Below are 20659 nucleotides of genomic sequence, written 5' to 3' on the forward strand. Positions count from 1 at the left end.
TACTCCGACTTCTCATTTAAGCTTAACGCTTAATTTATACTGACCTCTCCCATTTTTAGATAAATAATGAGTAACATGGGAGAAAGATTTATAAGGAAAGAAATAGAAAAGTTTAAAAGGTTTACTATTCGTGGCACTATATAATTGGGGTGTTGTGTTTGTCTGAAGAAAATAAATCCGTATCTACTCCTTGCCCTCCTGATAAGATTATATTCGATGCGGAGAGGGGGGAGTATATATGCTCTGAAACTGGAGAAGTTTTAGAAGATAAAATTATAGATCAAGGACCAGAATGGAGGGCGTTCACTCCGGAAGAGAAGGAAAAGAGAAGCAGAGTTGGAGGGCCTTTAAATAATACCATCCATGATAGGGGTTTATCCACTCTTATAGACTGGAAAGATAAAGACGCCATGGGAAGAACATTAGACCCCAAGAGAAGACTCGAGGCATTAAGATGGAGAAAGTGGCAGATAAGGGCTAGAATACAGAGTTCTATAGATAGAAACTTAGCGCAAGCTATGAATGAACTAGAAAGAATAGGAAATTTACTAAACTTGCCGAAATCAGTTAAGGACGAAGCTGCATTAATCTACAGAAAAGCAGTAGAGAAAGGGTTAGTAAGAGGAAGAAGTATAGAAAGCGTTGTAGCAGCTGCTATTTACGCAGCATGTAGAAGGATGAAGTTAGCTAGAACTTTAGATGAGATAGCGCAATATACTAAAGCTAATAGGAAGGAGGTAGCTAGATGCTATAGATTATTACTTAGGGAACTGGATGTCAGTGTGCCAGTAAGTGATCCAAAGGATTATGTAACTAGAATAGCTAACTTATTAGGTCTAAGCGGAGCTGTTATGAAAACAGCGGCCGAAATTATAGACAAGGCGAAAGGTTCTGGCTTAACTGCTGGTAAAGATCCAGCTGGTTTAGCTGCAGCCGCTATTTATATAGCGTCATTATTACATGATGAAAGAAGAACACAAAAAGAAATAGCTCAAGTCGCGGGCGTTACGGAAGTTACTGTAAGAAATAGGTATAAAGAACTAACGCAAGAGCTAAAAATCTCAATACCTACTCAATAACTAGAATATTAGCTTCCGCATATCCCATTTTTATTAAAATTTCCCTAACTTTTTCTTTATGATCTCCTTGAATTAGAATTTTACCATCTTTTACTGTACCTCCAGCTGCTAATTTGGACTTAAGTTCAGAAGCTATTTTCTTAAGTTCAGTATCATTACCTCCTAATCCTTCTATTATTGTGACTTCTTTTCCGTATCTCCTTTTTTCGACTTTTATTTTAATAAATTGTTCTTCTTTTGAAAGCTGTTCACATATGTCTGGTGGAAGACCACCACACAGATTTTCTGCCATTCTCAGAAATTATCTTTATAAACACTCCCCTTTTAATCTTTCTATCGCTTTTTGTCAGATAACCTTATAAATGTTACCGTTAAGTAATTGTTACTATGGCAGTCTATAGATGTGGGAAATGCTGGAAGACATTTACAGATGAACAATTAAAAGTACTACCAGGGATTAGATGTCCATACTGCGGTTACAAAATAATATTTATGGTTAGAAAGCCTACTATAAAAATAGTTAAAGCGATCTAAATTTATAAACCGTTGCTGCAGTTTCTAGAATTATCCTAGAGGCTAGTACGCTAGTTATTCCTGAGGTGTCATAAGAAGGAGAAACTTCCACAACATCAAATCCTATAACTCTTTTATCTGCAATTAAGTTGATTATATCCAATAAAGTAGATGGGTCTAATCCATCTGGCTCTGGTGTTGCAACGCCAGGAGCATAAGCTGGATCTATCCCATCCATATCAACTGAAATATAAAGCGATTTACATTCTTGTGTTGAGGTAATTATTCTTCTTGCGGTCTCTTTAATCCCTAAAAGTTTAACTTGCTGAGGTGTAAAAAACAATATCCCCCTTTGTCTAGCATATTCTATTTCCTCCTTACTAACTGCTCTAGTCCCCACTTCAATAATTTTGACTCCATATTCAGATATCCTTCTCATGACACAAGCGTGATCATATCTATATCCCATGTATTCATCTCTTAAATCTAAATGCGCATCGAAACTAACTAAACATAATCCTTCTTTTTTCATTCCTTTTATTACTCCCGCGGTTATTGTGTGTTCTCCCCCTATAGAAATAGTGATCTTCCCGTTTTCTTGAAAATAATTTATCACACTTGATATCCTACTTAAATTCTCTTCAACATTTGAAGGATGTAGAATTATATCACCAACATCATTAAATCCTATTTCTCCCATATCCACATCATTCCTTATTGAATAAAATTCAATATATTGAGCTGCTTCTCTTATTGAAGATGGGGCAAATCTACTACCCGGCCTATAACTACTCGTAATGTCCATGGGTATACCAATTATTACAAATGGGGATTTTTCCTTGTTAAATCCGGCAAATTTCCTACTATTCTCATTTAAATAAAGTAATCTTCCGTCGCTCACTCGCTAATTTTGGTCATAGAACTTTATAAACTTGTTGTAATGTTAGAGAGTTGTGAGTGAAGTAATAGATAAAGTGATGGACTTAGCTAAAAGAAGAGGAATATTTTGGTCTTCATATGAAATTTATGGAGGAGTAGCAGGATTCTACGATATAGGACCTATAGGTGTAAAGATTAAAAATAGAATAATAGAGTTATGGCGAAAATATTTCGTGAAGGATAATAGTGACTTTGTAGTAGAAATAGAAAGTCCGATGATAGGACCCGCTAAAGTATTTGAAGCTAGCGGGCATGTGGAAAGTTTTACAGATCCCATAGTTGAGTGTAACAATTGTAAAAGAATATATAGGGCTGATCATTTAATTGAAGACGTATTAAAGAAAAGTGTAGAGGGTCTTAAGCCAGAAGAACTAACGAGGATAATAAGAGAGAACAACGTTAGATGCCAATATTGTGGAGGAGAGTTAGGAGAAGTAAGATTATTTAATTTACTTTTCACAACTAATATAGGTCCTTATACTGGTAATTTAGGTTATATTAGACCAGAAACAGCTCAAGGAATGTTCACTTCATTTAAACGTGTATATGAGACTACTAGACAAAAGCTACCTATTGGAATAGCTCAGATAGGAAGAGTGGGTAGAAACGAGATCTCACCTAGACAAGGGTTAATAAGAATGAGGGAGTTCACTATAATGGAGATTGAGTTTTTTATGGATCCAGAGGATAATAATATTGAAAACATACCATTACATAGATTTAAGGATAGTAAGCTTAAAATTTTGACCGCGAGCGAGAAAGAAAAAGGTGGTAAACCGCAAGAGTTTAGTTTAGAAGAGAGCGTAAGAGAGAAGATTATTATCCAACCTTGGATGGCATATTGGATGGTTGTGGCGTCGAGTTTTGTCAAGGCACTAGGTATTAATGAATTTTATTTTGAAGAGAAGCTACCTTATGAAAGAGCTCATTATTCTAAACAGACTTTCGACCAAATAGCTGTAATTAATGATATTAAGGTTGAGATCTCTGGGCATGCATATAGAGGAGATTACGATTTGTCAAGACATATGAAATATAGCGGACAAGATTTAACTATTTTTAGAAAATATAAAGAACCTAAATTGATTAAAAATAAGACTGTTATAGTTAATAATACTAAATTAAAGGATAAGGAGCTAAGGAAAAAAGTTATGGAGCTATTAAATGGGAAATCGGCTGAGGAAGTTGAGCAAATGATTAGGAACAACATGATGATAGATGATAGACCTTTAGGGGAGTTCGTAAGTATTGTTGAGAGAGAAGAGAAAGTTCATGGTGAGCATTTTATACCACACGTGGTAGAGCCTTCATTTGGAGTTGAGAGAACGTTATTCCTAACTATATTGAGCGCATATAGGGAAAAGGAGGGAAGAGTTTTACTATCCTTACCTAGACATCTAGCTCCTTATGATATTGCAGTTTTCCCACTTCTGGAGAGGGAGGAATTAATTAGAAAGTCAAAGGAAATACGAGAAAGTCTTTCCGAAAGATACGAAGTATTGTACGACGATTCTGGAAGCATTGGAAGAAGGTATGCTAGAGCTGACGAGATCGGCGTACCTTTTGCTATTACAGTTGATCCTCAGACATTAGTAGATAACAGCGTAACAATAAGGGATAGAGATAGTTGGAAGCAAGTTAGAGTTAAAATAGATGATCTTAAGATTTCACTGGAAAAGTTATTTAGAGGAGAAGCTTTTAATAAGATTGGAATTGAGGTGAATGATAATAATGAGTAGTAACGGGAACGAAAAGGAAGAGGAGAAAAAGGTTGATATCAAAACACTTGTTAGCATTATACCCCCAGCTTCAGCGTTAAAGGGGAATAAGGCTCCACCGAAAGAGAAAAGAATCAAGATAAGAAAGAGAAATGATGTTGATAAAGGGTTTGCGATAATTTCATCTAAACTAGCTAAAGATCTAGGTATTACTAATGATCTTGAAATATCAGTCAAAGGGAAAAGAATCAAATTAAAAGCCATATTGCAGGAGGGAATTCCTGAATTAGAGGTCTGGGCTAGTCCCCAAGATCTTGTCACATTAGGTATAGAGGATAATAGTACGGTAACTGTGAGGGCTTATAAATGAATGAGAGTGATATTGCAATAAGTAGAGTATTATTTGATTTTGAAGCAATAATAAATGATCATACTGAATACTTGAACGAACTAGAGAATTTAGTGGCTTTCCCAGAGCCTGACATAGGAAAAGCTAGTAGACTTGTTAGAAGAATGAGAAGAGTCAGAAAAGAACTCCTCCAAGGATTAGAAGTTATTATGCAAAATATAGATAAAACAAGTGATACCAAGATTAGAGAGGAGGCACTTGGTTTAGTTAATTATTTGATAATAGTGGGATTAAAGGATGAAAAAGAACTTCTAAATAACCTAAATAATTATTTAAAAGGTAAGGGAGTAAATATGGAAATAGATAAGGATTTGGAGCAAATAGACAAGATTATAAATAACATGTCACATCTTAATTTTTAAACTTTAATGACTGTTTTAAATCACAATGAGCGAGGGAATTGCTACACTGGCAATTGAAGAGCAGTTACAACAGATTTCGTTAAAACTATTGGATGAAATTAGAGTTTTATATGAATTTCTATCTAATAGCAATAGTGGAAATGTAAATGCTATGCAAATTTATTCTAAAGTAAATGGTATAAAAAACGATATAGAGGTTAGCAAATACAGGCTCGGTGAGTATATTTTCAAAATTAGAGAAGGCTTATTAGATAAGGATTTATATATAGAAATATTAAATAATTTAGAGAAGATTGCACAAAACTTAGACGCTGCAACGTACAGGCTAAGTGTTATGATTTCTAGGCAAATGAACATCGATGATGTAATAAATAGACTACTTATAGTTATCTGCGAAAAAATAATCACATCCATTACTTACTTTATAGAGGCATTAAGATTATTATCTATAAATTCTAAGAATTCCTATGAAAATGCTCGTAACATAATAAAATTGGAACAAGAAATAGATGAACTATACAGAAGTCTAGAGTTAACGCTATTTGAAAAGAAGCTTGTTGACTTCTCCTATATAATGTTGTTAAAAGATATAGCTGATAGATTGGAAGATAGTGAAGATTTACTAAAGAGTTCTGCTGACAATATAACTTATATCGCGTATGAGAGGATGTAAATGGTAAAAGCTTTATTGGTAGGATCTAAGGTATTAATTCCAAATGTAGATGAGTCAAGATATATTTATTCAAACGGCTTCTATGGAAAGCCAATAGGAATTTCTAAGCCTAAAGGCCCTAAAGATATAATTAGACCTTTAGAATTATCACTAATTGAAAGTGTCTATCTAGCTAAAAAAGGTTTAATTAAAGTTACAGACAAAAACGGCGAAGTTCTTGAATATGAGAAATTATATGAATATAGTTCTAAGGTTATAAATAAATTTGATATTATTTACAAAGTTTACGAAGACTTAAGAGAAAAAGGATTCATAGTTAGATCTGGAGTAAAGTACGGGGCGGATTTTGCAGTTTACACGTTAGGACCAGGATTAGAACACGCTCCTTATGTGGTTATTGCAGTGGATATCGATGAGGAGATTACTCCTCATGAGTTATTGAGTTTTGGGAGAGTCTCGCACAGTACAAGAAAAAGATTAGTATTAGCTCTAGTAGATCGTAAAAGTGAAAGTGTAAGATACATAATGTTTAAATGGGTAAAAATGTAAGTTTAATATGATTGTCTAAAAGTTTGGGGGTTTAAGTAATTTGAAGAATGGAAATAGAGGCTTTGAAAGACAGCCCTCGTTTACTGATGAACAAAAACCAATGCCTTTAGGAGATAAATGTAATTACCTATGTCCATATTTCAGATGTAATAAGAGAGCATTATTAATACAAGTAAAATATGCAAAGGGCAACCCATACAAAGTCGGCTATTGCAGATGGGTGGGAGATGTATGTATAACTGGGGAATGCCAATACGCTTATTGTGAGAAGAGAGCATTATTGCCCGGTAATAAATGTGCGTTTGCCATAAATAAGAAGAGTGAGAAGGATAACGAGATTGAAAAAGAACTTGAAAAAGAAGATTACGACGATAAAATGAAGGAGATAATATCAAAGAAATTTGGCAAAAAAGGATTAGATGTGCTATAATCCTATTTTTATCGCAAAAGATAAGAAATTACATTTATTTTATCCTATCCTTTCCATCTCCTATATATATCATGCTTTATTCCCAATAAATCTAAAGCCTTTCCAACCACGAAGTTAATCATGTCATCAATGCTTTTTGGTAAAATGTAGAAAGCAGGAGAAGCTGGCATTATGAGAACGCCTAATCTAGCTAACTTTAAGGAATTTTCGAGTTCTATTGCCCCTAATGGGGTTTCTCTAATTACTAAAACTAACTTCCTATTCGTTCTGATAAAATTCAATGCCGTTCTGGATAGAAGATTCGATCCAATCCCATTTGCAATTTCTGCAAGTGTTTTTATACTACATGGGATGATAACCATGCCTTTTGAAGTTATGGAAAAACTTGAACTAGAGGGTGCAGCTTCGATTTGAGATTGAGTATAGATATAAGAAGAATACTTTTTCAGCTCTTCAACTAAATTTATACCTAGCTCTCTTTGTGCTACTTTTTCTGCACTCCTAGAAATTATAATATGCGTCTCGTAACCAAGTTCTTTTAAAAATTGGACAGTCCTAATACCATATATTGTTCCACTTGCACCGCTTATTCCTATAATAACCCTCTTTGTTTTTTCCCTCCCGCTCTTTGTTCCTGCTTCTTCAACCAATCCGCCAACCATTGTTGATAACACCTATTACTACAAAAAACCCACGGTTTATTATTACAACATGTTTTAACTACTATTGGATTTTCTTTTATGATGATACCACACCAACTGCACTTCAACGTAATCGTATTAGTATTTAATTGTAGCGGCATATCTATCACTTGTAGTTGTTATAAAAAAACCTTGTCTACGTGTATAGTTATAAAAGTTAATTTATAAGCGAGTTATATCATTTTAGATTATGGAAGTTAAAATTAAACAAGTAGACGAAGTTAAGATAAGTAGGTACATAATTAAAGAAACAATGGAAGATTGGTACCAATTTGTAGAGTCAGATGTGGTAATAGTAGGAGCAGGGCCATCTGGATTGTCTGCAGCTTATTACCTAGCTAAAGCTGGACTAAGAACACTAGTATTTGAGAGAAGGTTAAGTTTTGGTGGAGGAATTGGTGGAGGAGCGATGCTTTTCCATAAGTTAATAATAGAGAAACCAGCAGACGAAATCTTAAGAGAAATTAATGTAAGATTGAAGGAAGTAGAGGAAGGAGTATATGTTGTGGATTCGGCTGAATTTATGGCTAAACTAGCCACTGCTGCAATTGATGCAGGAGCTAAAATAATTCATGGAGTTACAGTAGATGATGTAATATTTAGAGAGAATCCTTTACGAGTAGCTGGAGTAGCGGTGGAGTGGACAGCAACTCAAATGGCAAGTCTTCATGTAGATCCAATATTTATTTCCGCTAAAGCTGTAGTTGATGCAACTGGTCATGATGCTGAAGTAATTTCTGTTGCTGCGAGAAAAATACCTGAATTAGGAATAGTTATACCTGGCGAAAAGTCAGCGTATAGTGAGAGAGCCGAGGAACTAACAGTTATCAATACTGGAAAAGTAGCTGAAGGTTTGTATGCGGCCGGTATGGCGGTCACTGAGGTTAAAGGATTACCTAGAATGGGGCCAATATTTGGAGCTATGGTACTTTCTGGGAAGGCTGTAGCTGAGGCAATAATTAAGGATCTTCTAAAAAGTGAAATAAGAGCTTAGCGATAACGTTTAAAACAGTAAACCTTAAATTGATACGTATTTTTAAAAATGGTGAAACAGAATGGAGTCTCAAGCTAAAGTGAAGATCTCAGATAAGGCAGAAGGAATTATAGAAAGGGATATACAAAACGCTGTTGTAGGAAGACGTGAAATATCATTAAAAGTTTATCATATGGGTAGTGGAACCCCATCTAGGAAGGACATAATAAAAGCGATAGTTCAAGCTTTTGGTTCCCAAGAAAACCTAGTAGTAGTTAGAAAGATATCTACAAGCTATGGAGCTGGTATAAGTAACGTAAAATTACATATTTATAAATCACGTGAGATACTAGAGAAAATCGAGCCAAAATATTTATTAGATAGAGATGCCGGAACTAAACAAAAGAAAGGAGGAAGCAAAGGTGGCCAAGGAGCAAAAGGTTAAAGCAATAGTAAGAACTTATTATGTAATAGAAGGGAATAAGATTAAGCTAAAAAATAAGAAATGCCCTAGGTGCGGAAGCATAATGGCTCATCACTTAAAACCAAATGAGAGATGGTCTTGTGGAAAGTGTGGTTACACTGAGTTTATAGGCACTTCAAAGAAAAGATAAAATATGTTAGTTTTGGGTATTGAGTCTACCGCCCATACTTTTGGAGTAGGAATAGTAAAAGATCAACCACCTTATATACTGGCAAATGAAAGGGATACTTTTGTTCCCAAAGAAGGTGGTATGAAGCCTGGAGATCTATTAAAGCATCATGCTGAAGTCTCAGGAACAGTATTGAGAAGAGCTCTAGAGAAAGCTAACATTAGCATAAATGACATTAACTATATAGCAGTAGCTTTAGGGCCGGGTATAGGACCGGCATTAAGAGTTGGAGCTACCCTAGCAAGAGCGTTATCACTAAAGTATAATAAGAGATTGGTTCCAGTAAATCACGGCATAGGACACATTGAAATAGGGTATTTAACAACTGAGGCTAAAGACCCCTTAATCTTATACCTTTCAGGTGGAAATACAATAATAACTACATTCTACAAAGGGAGGTTTAGAATTTTCGGAGAAACATTAGATATCGCATTAGGAAACATGATGGATGTATTTGTGAGAGAGGTTAAGTTAGCACCACCATACATTATTAACGGAAAACATGTAATTGACATTTGCGCAGAAAAAGGAAGTAAACTAATCAAATTACCTTACATTGTTAAAGGTCAAGATATGTCATTTTCTGGACTACTTACAGCAGCGTTAAGATTAGTTGGTAAGGAAAAGTTAGAAGATATCTGCTACTCAATAAGGGAAATAGCATTTGATATGTTATTGGAGGCTACAGAGAGAGCATTAGCCCTTACCTCAAAGAAGGAATTAATGATAGTTGGAGGAGTAGCTGCAAGTGTGAGTTTGAGAAAAAAGTTGGAAGAGCTGGGAAAGGAGTGGGATGTACAAATTAAAATAGTACCGCCAGAATTTGCAGGAGATAATGGGGCTATGATAGCCTATGCCGGTATGTTAGCTGCATCAAAAGGCGTATTTATTGACATTGACAAATCATACATAAAACCTAGATGGAGAATAGACGAGGTAGATATTCCTTGGAGAAATTAAGGTTAATTAAGCGTGGTGCGGAATCTAACATATATGAAGGATATTTTTTAGGTATGCATGCAATATTTAAACAAAGAATTAAGAAAAGTTATAGAAATGCAGAACTAGATCACAAACTCAACTATGAAAGGACGATATTAGAGGCTAAGATAATTTATACTGCATTGAAAAATGATATAAATGTACCTGCAGTACTTTTTATAGATCCAAATAATTATTTATTAGTAATTGAATATATAGAGGGGGAGATAGTTAAAGATCTAATAAACGCAAATAATTCTGCCCAATCTTTATCGAAAATAGGGAAAAGAATTGGGGAACTTACGGGGAAGCTACATAGTATAGGAATAGCTCACGGTGATCTAACAACTAACAATCTCATTTTAAGTTCTGTAAATAATGATATTTTCATAATAGATTTTGGTTTATCAAGGAGAACTCAAGATGAAGAGGATCTTGCGACGGATTTACATGTGTTTCTAAGATCTCTAGAAAGTATACATTCTGACTTTAAGGATATAATCTACAACGCGTTTATAGAGGGTTACAGAACAATCATGGGTGGAAAGACTGATGAAATATTAGAGCTAGTAAAGGATATTAGGATGAGGGGAAGATATGTTGAGGAGAGACGTAAGAATAGGAGTGGTAACTAGTAACGAGAATAAGTTTATGGAATTGAAAGAAATTGCCAAAAATTTTAATATAGAATTAGAACATCTAAGGGGAGAAAAAATGGAAATACAAAGCGACAATTTAGAGGAAATATCTAAAACAGCTGCATATTTTGCATATTTGACCTTCAGAAGACCATTAATAGTAGATGATAGCGGATTATTTATAGAAATCTTACAGAATTTCCCTGGCCCTTACACGAATTTTGTCAAGAACACAATTGGCCTTAAGGGTATACTAAAATTGCTCGAAGGTGTAAGAGATAGGTCAGCATATTTTATGACTGTACTAACATTTACTGATGGAAAAATAATCAAAACATTTAACGGGATAGTAAAGGGAGTTATTTCTGAAGAGATAAGGGGTAATGCAGGTTTTGGATTTGACCCTATATTTATCCCAGAGGGAGAAAAGAGAACTTTCGCAGAAATGTCGTTAGAAGAGAAGAATAGATACTCTCATAGGGCAAGAGCATTTGCTAAATTTGCTGAATTCTTAACGAGCTATCTTGAAAAAGTACAAAATGAGCAGTTCTTGAAATAAACTATTTATACCTTAAAGTTTCTTTTATACTTTCTTCATTTAGATCTTCATAATATTTCTTGTAATATTCATTAATATATTTTAAATCATCTTCAGTAAGAATTGGCAAATTTTCCACTTTTACATATTCTTCTAATTCGTTTACCGAAGTTATATTAGGAACCACTGAGGATACATTCTTATTGGAGAGAATAAATTTCAGTGCCAATTCAGATAATTTCGTTCCTTTAGAATTAGCAAATTCCTTTAATTTTAAGCTTCTCCTAATTCCTTCATTTAGCCATCTGCTATCCTTTAATGATCTGTGCAATTTAGGATCAGAAATCAATGGCCATTTGTCTTCAATTAAGACATCAGAAGCATAAGGTACCCTTATTATATGTCCTATTTTCTCATACTTTAAGAATTTGTTGCCTGGCCTTTGCTCAATAATATTATATATGTATTCTAAGCTTTCGTATCCCATATTTATGGCTTCAATACCCTCTTCTTCCCAACCTAGCGTGGGCCCTAATGCAACACCATACATTCCTATTATCCCATCTTTCTTTAATGATCTAAGAAAAGATAAGATCTCTGTGTTTTTAATAACATTAATTTTAGGATTATGAATCATAAGTATGTCAATATAATCTGTTCTTAATCTTTCTAGGGACTTCTTCAGAGCAAATTCAAGATAGGGTATATCAAATCTTTGTCTTACCTTACCGCCTTCTTTATGATAAAAATCATATCCTATCTTAGTTAATATCACTATATTATCTCTCTTAGTCTCTAAAACTTTTGCAATAATCTCTTCACCCTTACCTTCTCCGTAAGTATCTGCAGTATCGTAAAAGTTAATTCCAAGTTCATACGCTTTTCGTAATATATCCTCTGCCTTATTTGTGTCCGCACCCCACCAATCGGTAACTAAGCTCCATACTCCAATTCCTATTTCAGATATTGTAATGTTAGTATCACCTATGCGTCTGTAGAGCATGTAATATCAACCATTATTATCATTGCATTTTAAATAATAAAAATAAAGGTGGTAGTGATGCGAGTTAAGGTAAACGAAAAGCAATTTGACACGATTATTGATAAACTTAAACTAATGGTCTACGAGTATAACACAAAGATAAAGGAATACGGTGTCTACTTAAAGCCTTATCATATTGTTTACAAAAATGGTAAGAGATATATCTATATTGGAAAATATTGGTATAAGCTAGAGAAAATTGGGGGAAAGTTAAAATGGATATATCTTGGCAAAAACAAGCCTATAGATAGTATGCCAAATCCCCCGCAGATACCAGAATCAACTATAATAAAAGAAGATAACGAATACATAGTAGATGAGAAAATATTATATGATCTCGAATGATAACATCTTCTTGATCTCTTCCTCCTTTAATCTTAAGCTTTTTGCATTGGCTATACTTATTAGATCTTCTGTATCGAGACGTATTAGTTCTGCTAACGCTAATGCTAAGGCAGGATTAAATGGTGAACTCATAAATACTAGCTCTGAACTCTTCCTGGCGTTAACTCTAGCTATTCTATACAAGCTAGCTAGTGCCTCATAAGTACTATTTACGTTAAGCATCTTTGAGTACTGAGTTCGTCTTAAAATGTCAAGTATTTCAGTATCACTTGTAGAAGAAGAGAGGTCTTTAAGTATCTCGGTACCGATTTTACAGACAGTATTCTCTACTGTTTTATGTTTGATCGCCAACGATATTGAGTAGTAATCCTTATAATAGCATATTATGTTTTCAGCAAGACTTTTCCAATCACCCTTAAAACCTTCTATAATTTCTGATAGTTTCTTTATGAAATAGATATCAAGCAACGAAAGAAGATAAGATACATTTTTTCCTTGTGCATCCTTGATAGCAAATGAAAGTGCATTAGCGTATATATTTCCCTTGAAACTGTTCATTAATTCCTCAAGTGTAGATGGTATTTGATCAAAGTATTTTCTGAAAAATCTTATTTTATTACCATTTGCATTACCAATGCCGTTAACTATGCTAACTATTATATTTTTCAATTCATCTAATGATAACATGTAAATATATAAATCAACTATATTATATGTTACTCTGAATATTGAAAAATAATTTCTTATCTTTTCTAATAGTGTAAGAGATCTAGCCTTAAGCATGAATTCAAAATCTTCTAAACTAGCCGGTTGTTCCTCAATTATTCCTCTTTCTTTAAGCAGTGAGGCAACGTTATTCCAACTTTCGCTACTTATTAATTCGTTAACTAAACCTTTTGTTAATAATGAGACCTTTTGTGTTCTAGAGATTGAATGTATAAAAGAGTAAATCGCATAACTCATTTAAAGACACCTAATAGTTGCCTTATAACCTCATTTACAACTTTATCAATATTCTTCTCTGCCTCCTTTCTTATTTCATCCAATTTGTTTTCTCGCTCAGAAATGTATTTATTTCTTATTTCATCCAATTGTCTTTTTTTCTCTTCATCCAATAATTTTTGAATTTGCTCCAATGATTTCTCGGCAGTTATCCTTAATTCGGAAAGATAAGAGTCTGAAAGGGAAATTAATCTTTTACTATCATCTGCTATCTCTCTTTTTATTCTCTTAATTTCATCCTCAAACTCTATTATTGCCTTGGAGTACGCGTTAAACTTAACTTCACTCATCAAATATACTCCACTAACAGTACCTTATATTGATTTCCTTCCCCTAATAATATAACCCGTATGCATAATACCTATATTTCTGGGCCTTACAGCGTTCTCTTTAACTTGATACTCTCTCAAAATAAGTTCTTCTACATGAATATCTATAATTCCAGAATTCTTCATTGCAAAGTATGTTTTCTCTATTTGATTTAACGTAGGAACGAATACAATTATTGTAGATGAAGGTTTTAGTGGTTCATAAAGCTTTGGTATAGCATTCCATGGATCAGGCATATCTAAAAAAATTGCATCTACATCCTTCTCATCTATACCTTCCCTTATGTCCTTCAGTTTGAACACTATCTTATCTTGAACACCTAACACGTTTGCATTAAATTTAGCTACTTTTTGCATATCTTCCCTTACATCATAAGTATAGATCTTAGCGTTTTCACTCAAACTTAAGGCTAATGAAATTGTTAGAAATCCAGATCCAGTTCCAGCCTCGATTATTGTCTTTACTTGATTCAGTGAAAAGGTAGTTAAGATATATCCTATATCTTTAGGATATAGAACTTGGGAAGGCCTCTTTAACCCTTTGGAATAGAGATCTTGTATAGTAGGTTTTAATAAATACGCTTTAATGCCAGTTTTCAAGACTAGTGAGGAACCATATTCAAGACCTATTAAATTGTCGTAAAATATTACTCCTTTGTCAGTCTCAAGCCGTTTACCTCTTTCCAGTTTGGAAATATAAACTCTTTTTGGGTCTATCCAAATTACTACCGGATCTCCTTCGCTTAATGGCATCATATAAAAGGAAAAATAGTGAGTTAAGTATCTTTCTACTTGATAAAAAATGCATCAGCTTTGGTGTCTTATATCATTTCATCAAAAATACCAGCCTTCATCATTTACTCTTCTGTAGTTATCCATAGTTCTTTCCGTATAAAATCACCTATTGCTGCTCTTATGACTTCACTTCTAGAACCATATCTACCTGTATTTACTAATTCGTCTATTGCTTCCAAAAACTGCTCTGGTAGTTTTACCGTTATTATTTTCATAGAAACTCAGATAGCATACTTAATTTTATAACATTTATAAGAGTTAGCCCGGTAATGTAGACCATAAATGATTAAAATATACTGTGCCAATGTCTATGAGATATTTGTGATTTGAAAACAGACCCGTTAATACATCATTATTCTTTATGATTAGGAGGATTGAGTCAGAAGTAATTATACCACTTCCAAATAGAGATTGAGCTCTTTTAACTTGAACAGATGCAATTTCTGGAAAATTTACGCTTTTATCCACTATTATTTTAGTTTCTGCCTTAAGCGAGTTGGCCTTTAATATATCTATAATGTCACTTCTCACAAACTCTTGATAGGATATTGCAACTAAATACATCTTGCTATAATCCTTTAGTAGCCTTAACGCACTATCCATAATGTTATCTCTTGGTATAACAACTATATTATATGCCATATTAGAAGAAAAAATAGTTGATATTGGTTCTATGAATTGTTTTTCGAACTCATCTAATTTCTCTTGAAAAGTGATTTTAATCTTATTCCATACATCCCTTAAAGGAATTGCTTCATAAACCGCAGGCCTTTTGTCTATTTTTATAACCCATCCTCTACCTTCAAGTTTAGATAAAATATTATATACTTTAGTGTATGGTAAGCTTAACTTATTTGAGACTTCTCTTGCGGTTGCTCTTCCATATATTAAGAGATATGAATATACCTTTAATTCCGATTTTGATATTCCAAAAACCGAGGCAAACTTCGATACTCTGCTGATTGTCTCTTCTAATAATTCAGATGACATCTATAATTTATTAGGAAGAATTGGAATTTAAAACATAGTGAGTAAGACATGGGTGGAGCTTCAAAGAAACCTATTTCCACAATGGAAAAGAGATTAAAGAAGGAAGCTGAAAAACAACAAAAAGCAGAAGAGAAGAAGAAAGGTCCATCAAAGACTGGAAAAGAGATAATTAGCAGGGCGGTAACTATAGATGAAGAAACTAAGAAGAGAGTCCTAGATGAAATAAAGAAAGAGAGTATTATAACCCCATATACCTTAGCAACAAAATCGGGAATAAGTATAAGTGTAGCTAGAAAGATACTAAAGGAATTAGAAAATCAGAATGTAGTTAAGTTATATTCTAAGAATAGAAGATTAGAAATATATGTTGCCGCTTCTTAAAATCTATTCCTCTTCTATTGTAGAAGCAGATCTCTTCTTTGCCTCTCCTTTAATCTTTTTTACACCTTTACAAAGACCATTTATAATTGGTTCTAGATAGGTTAATGATATCTGTTTTGATGATGATGTTAAGATTGAGCTTTCAACGAGCAATATACTATCATCTTCCTCAGCTTCTTTACTTATCAAATTATCTGGAGAGGTAATAAAAGTCGGTGAGTAGCCTACGATTTCTCCCTCTTCATCTTCTATACTTTCCCCCACTATCAAATAAGGTATTCCGTTCTCTACAGTCCTAGCAATTGCAAGATGTTTTATGACTTGCTGCTCTTTTCCTAAGGCTTTCATAGTGCCGATAACTATTTCTGAACCTCCCATAGCTAAGAGTCTACTGATCTCTGGCGAGAAAATATCGTCTTCAGCGATAATGCCATATTTTCTATCAAGAACTACATTAACTGGTTCCTTACCTGCAGATATACCCAGTCTTATATCCTTATCAGATAACACAGTTTTCCTATATTTTCCTATAATCTCCCCTTGTGGTGATATTATGAGTGAAGTTAAGAATATTTTAGGACCAGCTTGTTCCAAAATAGGGCCGACTATCACATGAACCTCCCCATCCATAGCTAGATTTATTAGAGCATCAGTATTATTGCCAGGAATTTTCTCTGCAAGATTTTTAATGAAACTCCTTAGCTTTTTATCGTTATCGTATATTTCAAACATGTTTCCAGAAGGGAACAGTGATGGAAGTATAACTAATTTCGCACCTTTATCTTTAGCTTGTCTTATTAGTTTTTTAGCTTTCTCTAGATTGTGTTTTCTTGATAATTCCTTAAGCCTTAAATGGATTAATGCTATAAGCATAAACTTTTTCACCAACCTTAACTAATTGTTTGTATTTCATTATATAATTCTTTTAAGAGTACTAAATAATCAACTTTACCCTCCTCTACCTCGTTCATCTTTTCGAGTAATTTCACAGTTCGTGTCTCAGATACTATTTGTTTATAATTTTCCATAAGGTACTCATTAACTGCAATACCTAATTTGGTTGGTATTATTTTCTTCAAATTTTTAGATTCTATAATGTATCTCCTTTTCTTTAACGTAGAGATTATAACTGCATACGTACTCGGTCTTCCGATCTGTTTACTTTTCATCTCACTTATTAACTCTCCTTCGGTATATAACTGTACATCACTCTTATTTAACGTACCTGTTACCTTACCAATAAGTTCTTTTCCTTTCATTTTTTCGTCAATAGGTTGATAAAGCTTAAATGTAGCATATATAGCATCTTGAAGCGCTTGTCTATACTCATCCCCTTCCTTTAGCCTATACCCAATAACAAGCTCCTTCGTACCCTCATCTAAGTCCAGTTCAGCATTATCATCAGTATACGCCCTTATTTTAATTATCTGTTTAGTTACTATTAATGGCGGCAGTTGACTAGTAATGAACCTTCTAAATATTAAATTATATACTCTAAAATGATTAAAAGTTAATTGTTTTGAGAGTTCCAAATCTCCTTGCTCTATTGACGCTTTTAACATCGTTTCATCTAAGGGTCTAGTGGGCCTGATAGCTTCATGTGCACCTCCTTCTCCCCAAGATCTTGGTCTAAATATCTTAGAAACATCAACCTGTTTGGACTTAAGATAACTTTCTGCTACACTTATACCAACATTAGATATCCTAGTACTGTCAGTTCTATGGTAAGTTATCAAACCTAGTTCGAAAAGGTCTTGAGCAATTCTCATGGTATCTGATGCAGGGATTCTTAAAAGATTAGCAGCATCGGATAGTAGCGTATCTGTAGTATATGGTGGTAAGGGACCAAACTCTTCTTCTTTTGTATTTATGTCAAATAGTTGTATAAATATCTGATTTTTCTTAGATAAACCATTCTTCTTTAAAGCTAATATACTAAAGGGAAAGATTGACTTATCTTCAGACTCTATAATAAGGTACTTTTTCTTACTTTCGTTATATTTTTGGTATCTATTGACTACCCAATCTAATACCGGAGTTTGAACTCTACCCGCACTCAGATTACGATTTTCTTTACATTCCGTTTCTTCCTTAGAAATAGATTTACAGTGTTGTTCCCAAAAGTCAGTTTGCAGTTTTCGTGATAATTTAAACCCAATCCATCTATCTTCAATCCTTCTTACAATTTGCGATTTAACTAAATTATCGTTAAATTCTCTTGGATTCTTTATTGCATTAAGTATTGCTCTTCTAGTAACCTCATGAAATTCCGCTCTCTTTATATTACTATTAAATGGTCGAATAGCCAAATATATATCCCAAGCAATTTTCTCTCCTTCAGTATCGGGATCGGTTCCTATAAGAACCTCATCAGCTTCAAGAGCTAATTTCCTCAATATATCTACTACTTCTGTCTTATCAGTAACTATTTTAGATCCACAAATAGGACATTTATTCTCGCTTAGATCCTTTACTATCTGATGACCCTTTTCGCATTTCTTTATAGTAGAATAAATTGGAACAAATTTACTATCTTCTACTAAGACTCCATATACATAATTGTCATTATGTCTTTTATTTTCATCCTCTGTTATTAGATCATAAATATGCCCCCCACTAGCAGCTACAATTAGGATCCTATCTCCAAGTACTGTCTCATAAACTCTGAGCTTACCATATGATCTTGTAGATGGTTTTGAAAAGAAGTTCGAAATAGTTTTAGCCTTGTTAGGAGATTCAACTATAAATAAAGTTGTCTTAACATTAAGAGCAGATGATTGTACACTTCCTTCTTTCTTCATTTTACTCAAATTCTCTCTTTCTTCAGCTATTTTAGTCAAAATACCATCTAAATTAACTTGTCCAAGCTTATCTGCATCGACATCTAACGGATACCATTTTACTTCATCCAAAATTAAATTTAGTTTTTTATTAAGCAACTCAAATAATTTAGAATTATCTATTAATAATACTGAAAGACCAGTAGTTAAATTAGCACCATAAAGCCTAGATGTTCTGCCACTAGCTTGAATATAAGTTAGATAGTCTGGCATTAGTATATAATCCCCTTCTATTACCAAATCTCCAACATCAGATATTTTTTTCAAAAACTCTTTATCTTTTAGATATTCATTCACTAAACTATACGCTTCCTTTAGCCTCTCATCATCTATCCTTCCTTCTCTTATATCCCTAGCTAACATCGATAAAGCTGCTGGGCTAATTCTTCTTAACTTCTTACGAATGTAACTAAGTAAACCCTTTATTTTGTCATCATTCTTAACTAAGTATGCTAAGCTTAGTAGTCTAGTTAACGCCAATGGATGCATATATTCACCAATTTTAAACTTAAATTTTGGAATACCTACGAAGACTGAATATTTTACCCTCCAAGGTAAGTCTATTCCCCTAACTAAAACTCCGTAATGAGTTGCTACGCCAACTAAAGTTCCTACCTCACCCCTCTCAAATTTCTCTAATTTTGAAATGGAAGATGACACAACAGATTCGGCATTTATCCCATGGTCTCTTAAATTTGAAGCTAAATACTCAGCATATTGAACACCTTTATCAATAGGCACAAAAACCAAAGTACCATCATTAAGCCTTTTAAGAACTCTAATAACGGTACCGAGCGTGCACTCATCAACATCCTGCTCCTTACAAGTTTGAGTCAGATCAATGTAGGAGTCATAAATATTCCTTAGATATATTACGGAACTCCCGGGCCTAAAGCCCATTAGTGATGAGAGAATTGGATTTCCTCTACTAATGGTTGCAGAGGAGAAAATTACTATCTTGTCCTTTAATTTATTTTCCCTAATTTCTTGAATTTTTCCGAATTTCTCTTCGTCTCCTATATTTTCTCTAAGTAGCTTCATAGTTGTTTGGATATCTTCATCAGTAAACCCTACCAGTCGAAGTATTGCCTTAGCACTCTTTCCAGATTTTAACGCAGCGTCTACATCATCCACAAAAATAAAGTCAAACTTTACATTTGACAATTCAGATAGATTCTGAATAACGTATCTACTGGTAGAAACAAATATGTCAAAATCCCCACTCTTAAGTTGCTCTAATACGTTCTCTGTCTGAGTAGAAGACTGCTTATTATAAAGTATTCTAGGTGAATACGAGTATGATTCAGAAAATTTCGCCAATTTATCTATCGTCTGTGATATTAAAGTTCTAGTTGGAAAAATAATGATTGATTTCTTATTATGAGTAGCATTGTATAGGGACATTATTAGACCAAAGGTTGTCTTACCTAGACCGGGAGGTGCTATTATTGCAAAGCTTTCTCCCCTTAAGAATCTTATTATCCATGACCTTTGAGGACCTATGGGTTTCGAGTTATTTAACAATTTACTGAATATTTCTTCGACTTTCTTATACTCTTCCAATATATCATATAAATGAGTAAGATTTTTCAGATTATTATTTTCATAAAGAATATTAATCAGGTCAGATAAATTGCTAAATTCTCTATCCTCCTTTAAGCACGATTCGCATACAGAACCACTAAATAGTCTCTGGGATGATATATTTCCTCCACAATTAGGACATGATCCAGTATATATTGAGGGAGGGACTTTCTCTATGCTCGTCAATCTCTCAAT

Annotated in this window: 27 protein-coding genes; 16 read left to right on the forward strand and 11 right to left on the reverse strand. The window is 33.7% G+C overall.

Features of this window, described 5'->3' with window-relative positions; translation table 11 throughout:
• Positions 1-149 precede the first annotated feature (149 nt).
• Positions 150-1079: a transcription initiation factor IIB gene (locus GFS03_RS09335; RefSeq protein WP_181443752.1), complete on the forward strand. Its 930-nt coding sequence runs from the start codon at positions 150-152 to the stop codon at positions 1077-1079.
• Here the strand turns inward: GFS03_RS09335 and GFS03_RS09340 are convergent.
• Positions 1069-1371, reverse strand: a complete 303-nt coding sequence (locus tag GFS03_RS09340; protein ID WP_153423735.1) for a translation initiation factor — start codon at positions 1369-1371, stop codon at positions 1069-1071. The two genes, GFS03_RS09335 and GFS03_RS09340, sit on opposite strands and share 11 nt — an antisense overlap.
• A 95-nt stretch (positions 1372-1466) precedes the next feature.
• Here GFS03_RS09340 and GFS03_RS09345 point away from each other — a divergent pair, with 95 nt between their 5' ends.
• Positions 1467-1613: a DNA-directed RNA polymerase subunit P gene (locus GFS03_RS09345; protein WP_153423737.1), complete on the forward strand. Its 147-nt coding sequence runs from the start codon at positions 1467-1469 to the stop codon at positions 1611-1613.
• Here the strand turns inward: GFS03_RS09345 and speB are convergent.
• Positions 1600-2493, reverse strand: a complete 894-nt coding sequence (gene speB, locus GFS03_RS09350; protein ID WP_153423739.1) for an agmatinase — start codon at positions 2491-2493, stop codon at positions 1600-1602. The genes GFS03_RS09345 and speB overlap by 14 nt on opposite strands.
• 52 nt (positions 2494-2545) lie before the next feature.
• On the opposite strand from speB, the gene glyS reads away from it, so the two are divergent.
• Genes glyS through GFS03_RS09380 form a run of 6 tightly spaced genes read left to right on the forward strand, consistent with a single transcriptional unit; the run spans position 2546 to position 6672 of the window.
• Positions 2546-4270, forward strand: a complete 1725-nt coding sequence (glyS, locus tag GFS03_RS09355) for a glycine--tRNA ligase (protein ID WP_153423741.1) — start codon at positions 2546-2548, stop codon at positions 4268-4270.
• Positions 4254-4619: a hypothetical protein gene (locus GFS03_RS09360; protein WP_153423743.1), complete on the forward strand. Its 366-nt coding sequence runs from the start codon at positions 4254-4256 to the stop codon at positions 4617-4619. The genes glyS and GFS03_RS09360 overlap by 17 nt, the downstream gene beginning before the upstream one ends.
• Positions 4616-5020: a hypothetical protein gene (locus GFS03_RS09365; RefSeq protein ID WP_153423745.1), complete on the forward strand. Its 405-nt coding sequence runs from the start codon at positions 4616-4618 to the stop codon at positions 5018-5020. Before GFS03_RS09360 ends, GFS03_RS09365 begins: the two co-directional genes overlap by 4 nt.
• A gap of 25 nt (positions 5021-5045) precedes the next feature.
• Positions 5046-5693, forward strand: a complete 648-nt coding sequence (locus tag GFS03_RS09370; protein WP_153423746.1) for a phosphate transport regulator — start codon at positions 5046-5048, stop codon at positions 5691-5693.
• Positions 5694-6242 (forward strand): tRNA-intron lyase, encoded by a 549-nt coding sequence (gene endA, locus GFS03_RS09375; RefSeq protein ID WP_153423748.1) that lies wholly within the window; start codon positions 5694-5696, stop codon positions 6240-6242.
• Between the two features lie 40 nt (positions 6243-6282).
• The gene (locus GFS03_RS09380) at positions 6283-6672 is read left to right on the forward strand and encodes a hypothetical protein (protein ID WP_153423749.1); all 390 of its coding nucleotides are present in this window, start codon (positions 6283-6285) and stop codon (positions 6670-6672) included.
• A gap of 44 nt (positions 6673-6716) precedes the next feature.
• On the opposite strand, the gene GFS03_RS09385 is transcribed toward GFS03_RS09380, so the two are convergent.
• The gene (locus tag GFS03_RS09385) at positions 6717-7334 is read right to left on the reverse strand and encodes a UbiX family flavin prenyltransferase (RefSeq protein ID WP_153423750.1); all 618 of its coding nucleotides are present in this window, start codon (positions 7332-7334) and stop codon (positions 6717-6719) included.
• 229 nt (positions 7335-7563) lie between these two features.
• Between GFS03_RS09385 and GFS03_RS09395 the strand changes: the two genes are divergently transcribed.
• The 6 genes from GFS03_RS09395 (at position 7564) to GFS03_RS09420 (ending at position 11177) form a co-directional block, all read left to right on the forward strand.
• The gene (locus GFS03_RS09395; protein ID WP_153423753.1) at positions 7564-8367 is read left to right on the forward strand and encodes a sulfide-dependent adenosine diphosphate thiazole synthase; all 804 of its coding nucleotides are present in this window, start codon (positions 7564-7566) and stop codon (positions 8365-8367) included.
• Positions 8368-8428: 61 nt separating this feature from the next.
• Entirely contained in the window at positions 8429-8791 is a 363-nt protein-coding gene (locus GFS03_RS09400) for a 30S ribosomal protein S24e (protein ID WP_153423754.1), read from the forward strand.
• Positions 8733-8960, forward strand: a complete 228-nt coding sequence (locus GFS03_RS09405; protein ID WP_181443753.1) for a 30S ribosomal protein S27ae — start codon at positions 8733-8735, stop codon at positions 8958-8960. The genes GFS03_RS09400 and GFS03_RS09405 overlap by 59 nt, the downstream gene beginning before the upstream one ends.
• Before the next feature lie 3 nt (positions 8961-8963).
• Positions 8964-9959 (forward strand): KEOPS complex N(6)-L-threonylcarbamoyladenine synthase Kae1, encoded by a 996-nt coding sequence (kae1, locus tag GFS03_RS09410; protein ID WP_153423757.1) that lies wholly within the window; start codon positions 8964-8966, stop codon positions 9957-9959.
• Positions 9920-10615, forward strand: a complete 696-nt coding sequence (locus tag GFS03_RS09415) for a Kae1-associated kinase Bud32 (protein ID WP_153423758.1) — start codon at positions 9920-9922, stop codon at positions 10613-10615. Before kae1 ends, GFS03_RS09415 begins: the two co-directional genes overlap by 40 nt.
• On the forward strand, positions 10578-11177 hold the full coding sequence (locus tag GFS03_RS09420) for an XTP/dITP diphosphatase (protein ID WP_153423760.1): 600 nt from the start codon (positions 10578-10580) through the stop codon (positions 11175-11177). The genes GFS03_RS09415 and GFS03_RS09420 overlap by 38 nt, the downstream gene beginning before the upstream one ends.
• A gap of 1 nt (position 11178) precedes the next feature.
• Here GFS03_RS09420 and GFS03_RS09425 read toward each other — a convergent pair whose 3' ends face one another.
• Positions 11179-12159, reverse strand: coding sequence for an aldo/keto reductase (locus GFS03_RS09425; RefSeq protein WP_153423762.1), 981 nt, complete (start codon positions 12157-12159; stop codon positions 11179-11181).
• A 48-nt stretch (positions 12160-12207) separates the two neighbouring features.
• Between GFS03_RS09425 and GFS03_RS09430 the strand changes: the two genes are divergently transcribed.
• Entirely contained in the window at positions 12208-12543 is a 336-nt protein-coding gene (locus tag GFS03_RS09430) for a hypothetical protein (protein WP_153423763.1), read from the forward strand.
• Here the strand turns inward: GFS03_RS09430 and GFS03_RS09435 are convergent.
• From GFS03_RS09435 to GFS03_RS09455, 5 genes are all read right to left on the reverse strand, one after another.
• The gene (locus GFS03_RS09435) at positions 12526-13506 is read right to left on the reverse strand and encodes a V0D/AC39 family V-type ATPase subunit (RefSeq protein ID WP_153423765.1); all 981 of its coding nucleotides are present in this window, start codon (positions 13504-13506) and stop codon (positions 12526-12528) included. The two genes, GFS03_RS09430 and GFS03_RS09435, sit on opposite strands and share 18 nt — an antisense overlap.
• Complete coding sequence (locus GFS03_RS09440) at positions 13503-13835, reverse strand: hypothetical protein (protein WP_153423767.1); 333 nt, start codon at positions 13833-13835, stop codon at positions 13503-13505. Before GFS03_RS09440 ends, GFS03_RS09435 begins: the two co-directional genes overlap by 4 nt.
• Positions 13836-13859: 24 nt before the next feature.
• On the reverse strand, positions 13860-14630 hold the full coding sequence (locus GFS03_RS09445; RefSeq protein WP_153423769.1) for a tRNA (adenine-N1)-methyltransferase: 771 nt from the start codon (positions 14628-14630) through the stop codon (positions 13860-13862).
• Between the two features lie 101 nt (positions 14631-14731).
• On the reverse strand, positions 14732-14884 hold the full coding sequence (locus tag GFS03_RS09450; RefSeq protein WP_009988754.1) for a ribbon-helix-helix domain-containing protein: 153 nt from the start codon (positions 14882-14884) through the stop codon (positions 14732-14734).
• 43 nt (positions 14885-14927) lie between these two features.
• On the reverse strand, positions 14928-15659 hold the full coding sequence (locus GFS03_RS09455) for a TrmB family transcriptional regulator (protein ID WP_153423770.1): 732 nt from the start codon (positions 15657-15659) through the stop codon (positions 14928-14930).
• Between the two features lie 48 nt (positions 15660-15707).
• Between GFS03_RS09455 and GFS03_RS09460 the strand changes: the two genes are divergently transcribed.
• Positions 15708-16040 carry a 30S ribosomal protein S25e gene (locus GFS03_RS09460; protein ID WP_153423772.1) on the forward strand — a complete coding sequence of 111 codons (333 nt, stop codon included), beginning with the start codon at positions 15708-15710 and terminating at the stop codon, positions 16038-16040.
• Positions 16041-16043: 3 nt separating this feature from the next.
• Here the strand turns inward: GFS03_RS09460 and GFS03_RS09465 are convergent, their stop codons facing one another.
• Positions 16044-16913 (reverse strand): carbon-nitrogen hydrolase family protein, encoded by an 870-nt coding sequence (locus GFS03_RS09465; protein ID WP_153423773.1) that lies wholly within the window; start codon positions 16911-16913, stop codon positions 16044-16046.
• 17 nt (positions 16914-16930) lie between these two features.
• On the reverse strand, positions 16931-20650 hold the full coding sequence (rgy, locus tag GFS03_RS09470; RefSeq protein WP_153423775.1) for a reverse gyrase: 3720 nt from the start codon (positions 20648-20650) through the stop codon (positions 16931-16933).
• Positions 20651-20659 lie beyond the last annotated feature (9 nt).

It is taken from the genome of Sulfolobus sp. E5-1-F (genome assembly GCF_009601705.1).
In the GTDB taxonomy this organism is placed as follows: Archaea; Thermoproteota; Thermoprotei_A; order Sulfolobales; family Sulfolobaceae; genus Saccharolobus.

Bases quoted from the DNA above. Each gene is read 5' to 3' on its own strand.
- GFS03_RS09340 (WP_153423735.1), bottom strand. From the start codon at position 1,371: ATGGCAGAAAATCTGTGTGGTGGTCTTCCACCAGACATATGTGAACAG.
- GFS03_RS09345 (WP_153423737.1), top strand. From the start codon at position 1,467: ATGGCAGTCTATAGATGTGGGAAATGCTGGAAGACATTTACAGATGAA.
- GFS03_RS09360 (WP_153423743.1), top strand. From the start codon at position 4,254: ATGATAATAATGAGTAGTAACGGGAACGAAAAGGAAGAGGAGAAAAAG.
- GFS03_RS09365 (WP_153423745.1), top strand. From the start codon at position 4,616: ATGAATGAGAGTGATATTGCAATAAGTAGAGTATTATTTGATTTTGAA.
- GFS03_RS09370 (WP_153423746.1), top strand. From the start codon at position 5,046: ATGAGCGAGGGAATTGCTACACTGGCAATTGAAGAGCAGTTACAACAG.
- endA (WP_153423748.1), top strand. From the start codon at position 5,694: ATGGTAAAAGCTTTATTGGTAGGATCTAAGGTATTAATTCCAAATGTA.
- GFS03_RS09385 (WP_153423750.1), bottom strand. From the start codon at position 7,334: ATGGTTGGCGGATTGGTTGAAGAAGCAGGAACAAAGAGCGGGAGGGAA.
- GFS03_RS09395 (WP_153423753.1), top strand. From the start codon at position 7,564: ATGGAAGTTAAAATTAAACAAGTAGACGAAGTTAAGATAAGTAGGTAC.
- GFS03_RS09400 (WP_153423754.1), top strand. From the start codon at position 8,429: ATGGAGTCTCAAGCTAAAGTGAAGATCTCAGATAAGGCAGAAGGAATT.
- GFS03_RS09405 (WP_181443753.1), top strand. From the start codon at position 8,733: ATGCCGGAACTAAACAAAAGAAAGGAGGAAGCAAAGGTGGCCAAGGAG.
- kae1 (WP_153423757.1), top strand. From the start codon at position 8,964: ATGTTAGTTTTGGGTATTGAGTCTACCGCCCATACTTTTGGAGTAGGA.
- GFS03_RS09415 (WP_153423758.1), top strand. From the start codon at position 9,920: ATGGAGAATAGACGAGGTAGATATTCCTTGGAGAAATTAAGGTTAATT.
- GFS03_RS09420 (WP_153423760.1), top strand. From the start codon at position 10,578: ATGTTGAGGAGAGACGTAAGAATAGGAGTGGTAACTAGTAACGAGAAT.
- GFS03_RS09425 (WP_153423762.1), bottom strand. From the start codon at position 12,159: ATGCTCTACAGACGCATAGGTGATACTAACATTACAATATCTGAAATA.
- GFS03_RS09435 (WP_153423765.1), bottom strand. From the start codon at position 13,506: ATGAGTTATGCGATTTACTCTTTTATACATTCAATCTCTAGAACACAA.
- GFS03_RS09440 (WP_153423767.1), bottom strand. From the start codon at position 13,835: ATGAGTGAAGTTAAGTTTAACGCGTACTCCAAGGCAATAATAGAGTTT.
- GFS03_RS09445 (WP_153423769.1), bottom strand. From the start codon at position 14,630: ATGATGCCATTAAGCGAAGGAGATCCGGTAGTAATTTGGATAGACCCA.
- GFS03_RS09450 (WP_009988754.1), bottom strand. From the start codon at position 14,884: ATGAAAATAATAACGGTAAAACTACCAGAGCAGTTTTTGGAAGCAATA.
- GFS03_RS09455 (WP_153423770.1), bottom strand. From the start codon at position 15,659: ATGTCATCTGAATTATTAGAAGAGACAATCAGCAGAGTATCGAAGTTT.
- GFS03_RS09460 (WP_153423772.1), top strand. From the start codon at position 15,708: ATGGGTGGAGCTTCAAAGAAACCTATTTCCACAATGGAAAAGAGATTA.
- GFS03_RS09465 (WP_153423773.1), bottom strand. From the start codon at position 16,913: ATGCTTATAGCATTAATCCATTTAAGGCTTAAGGAATTATCAAGAAAA.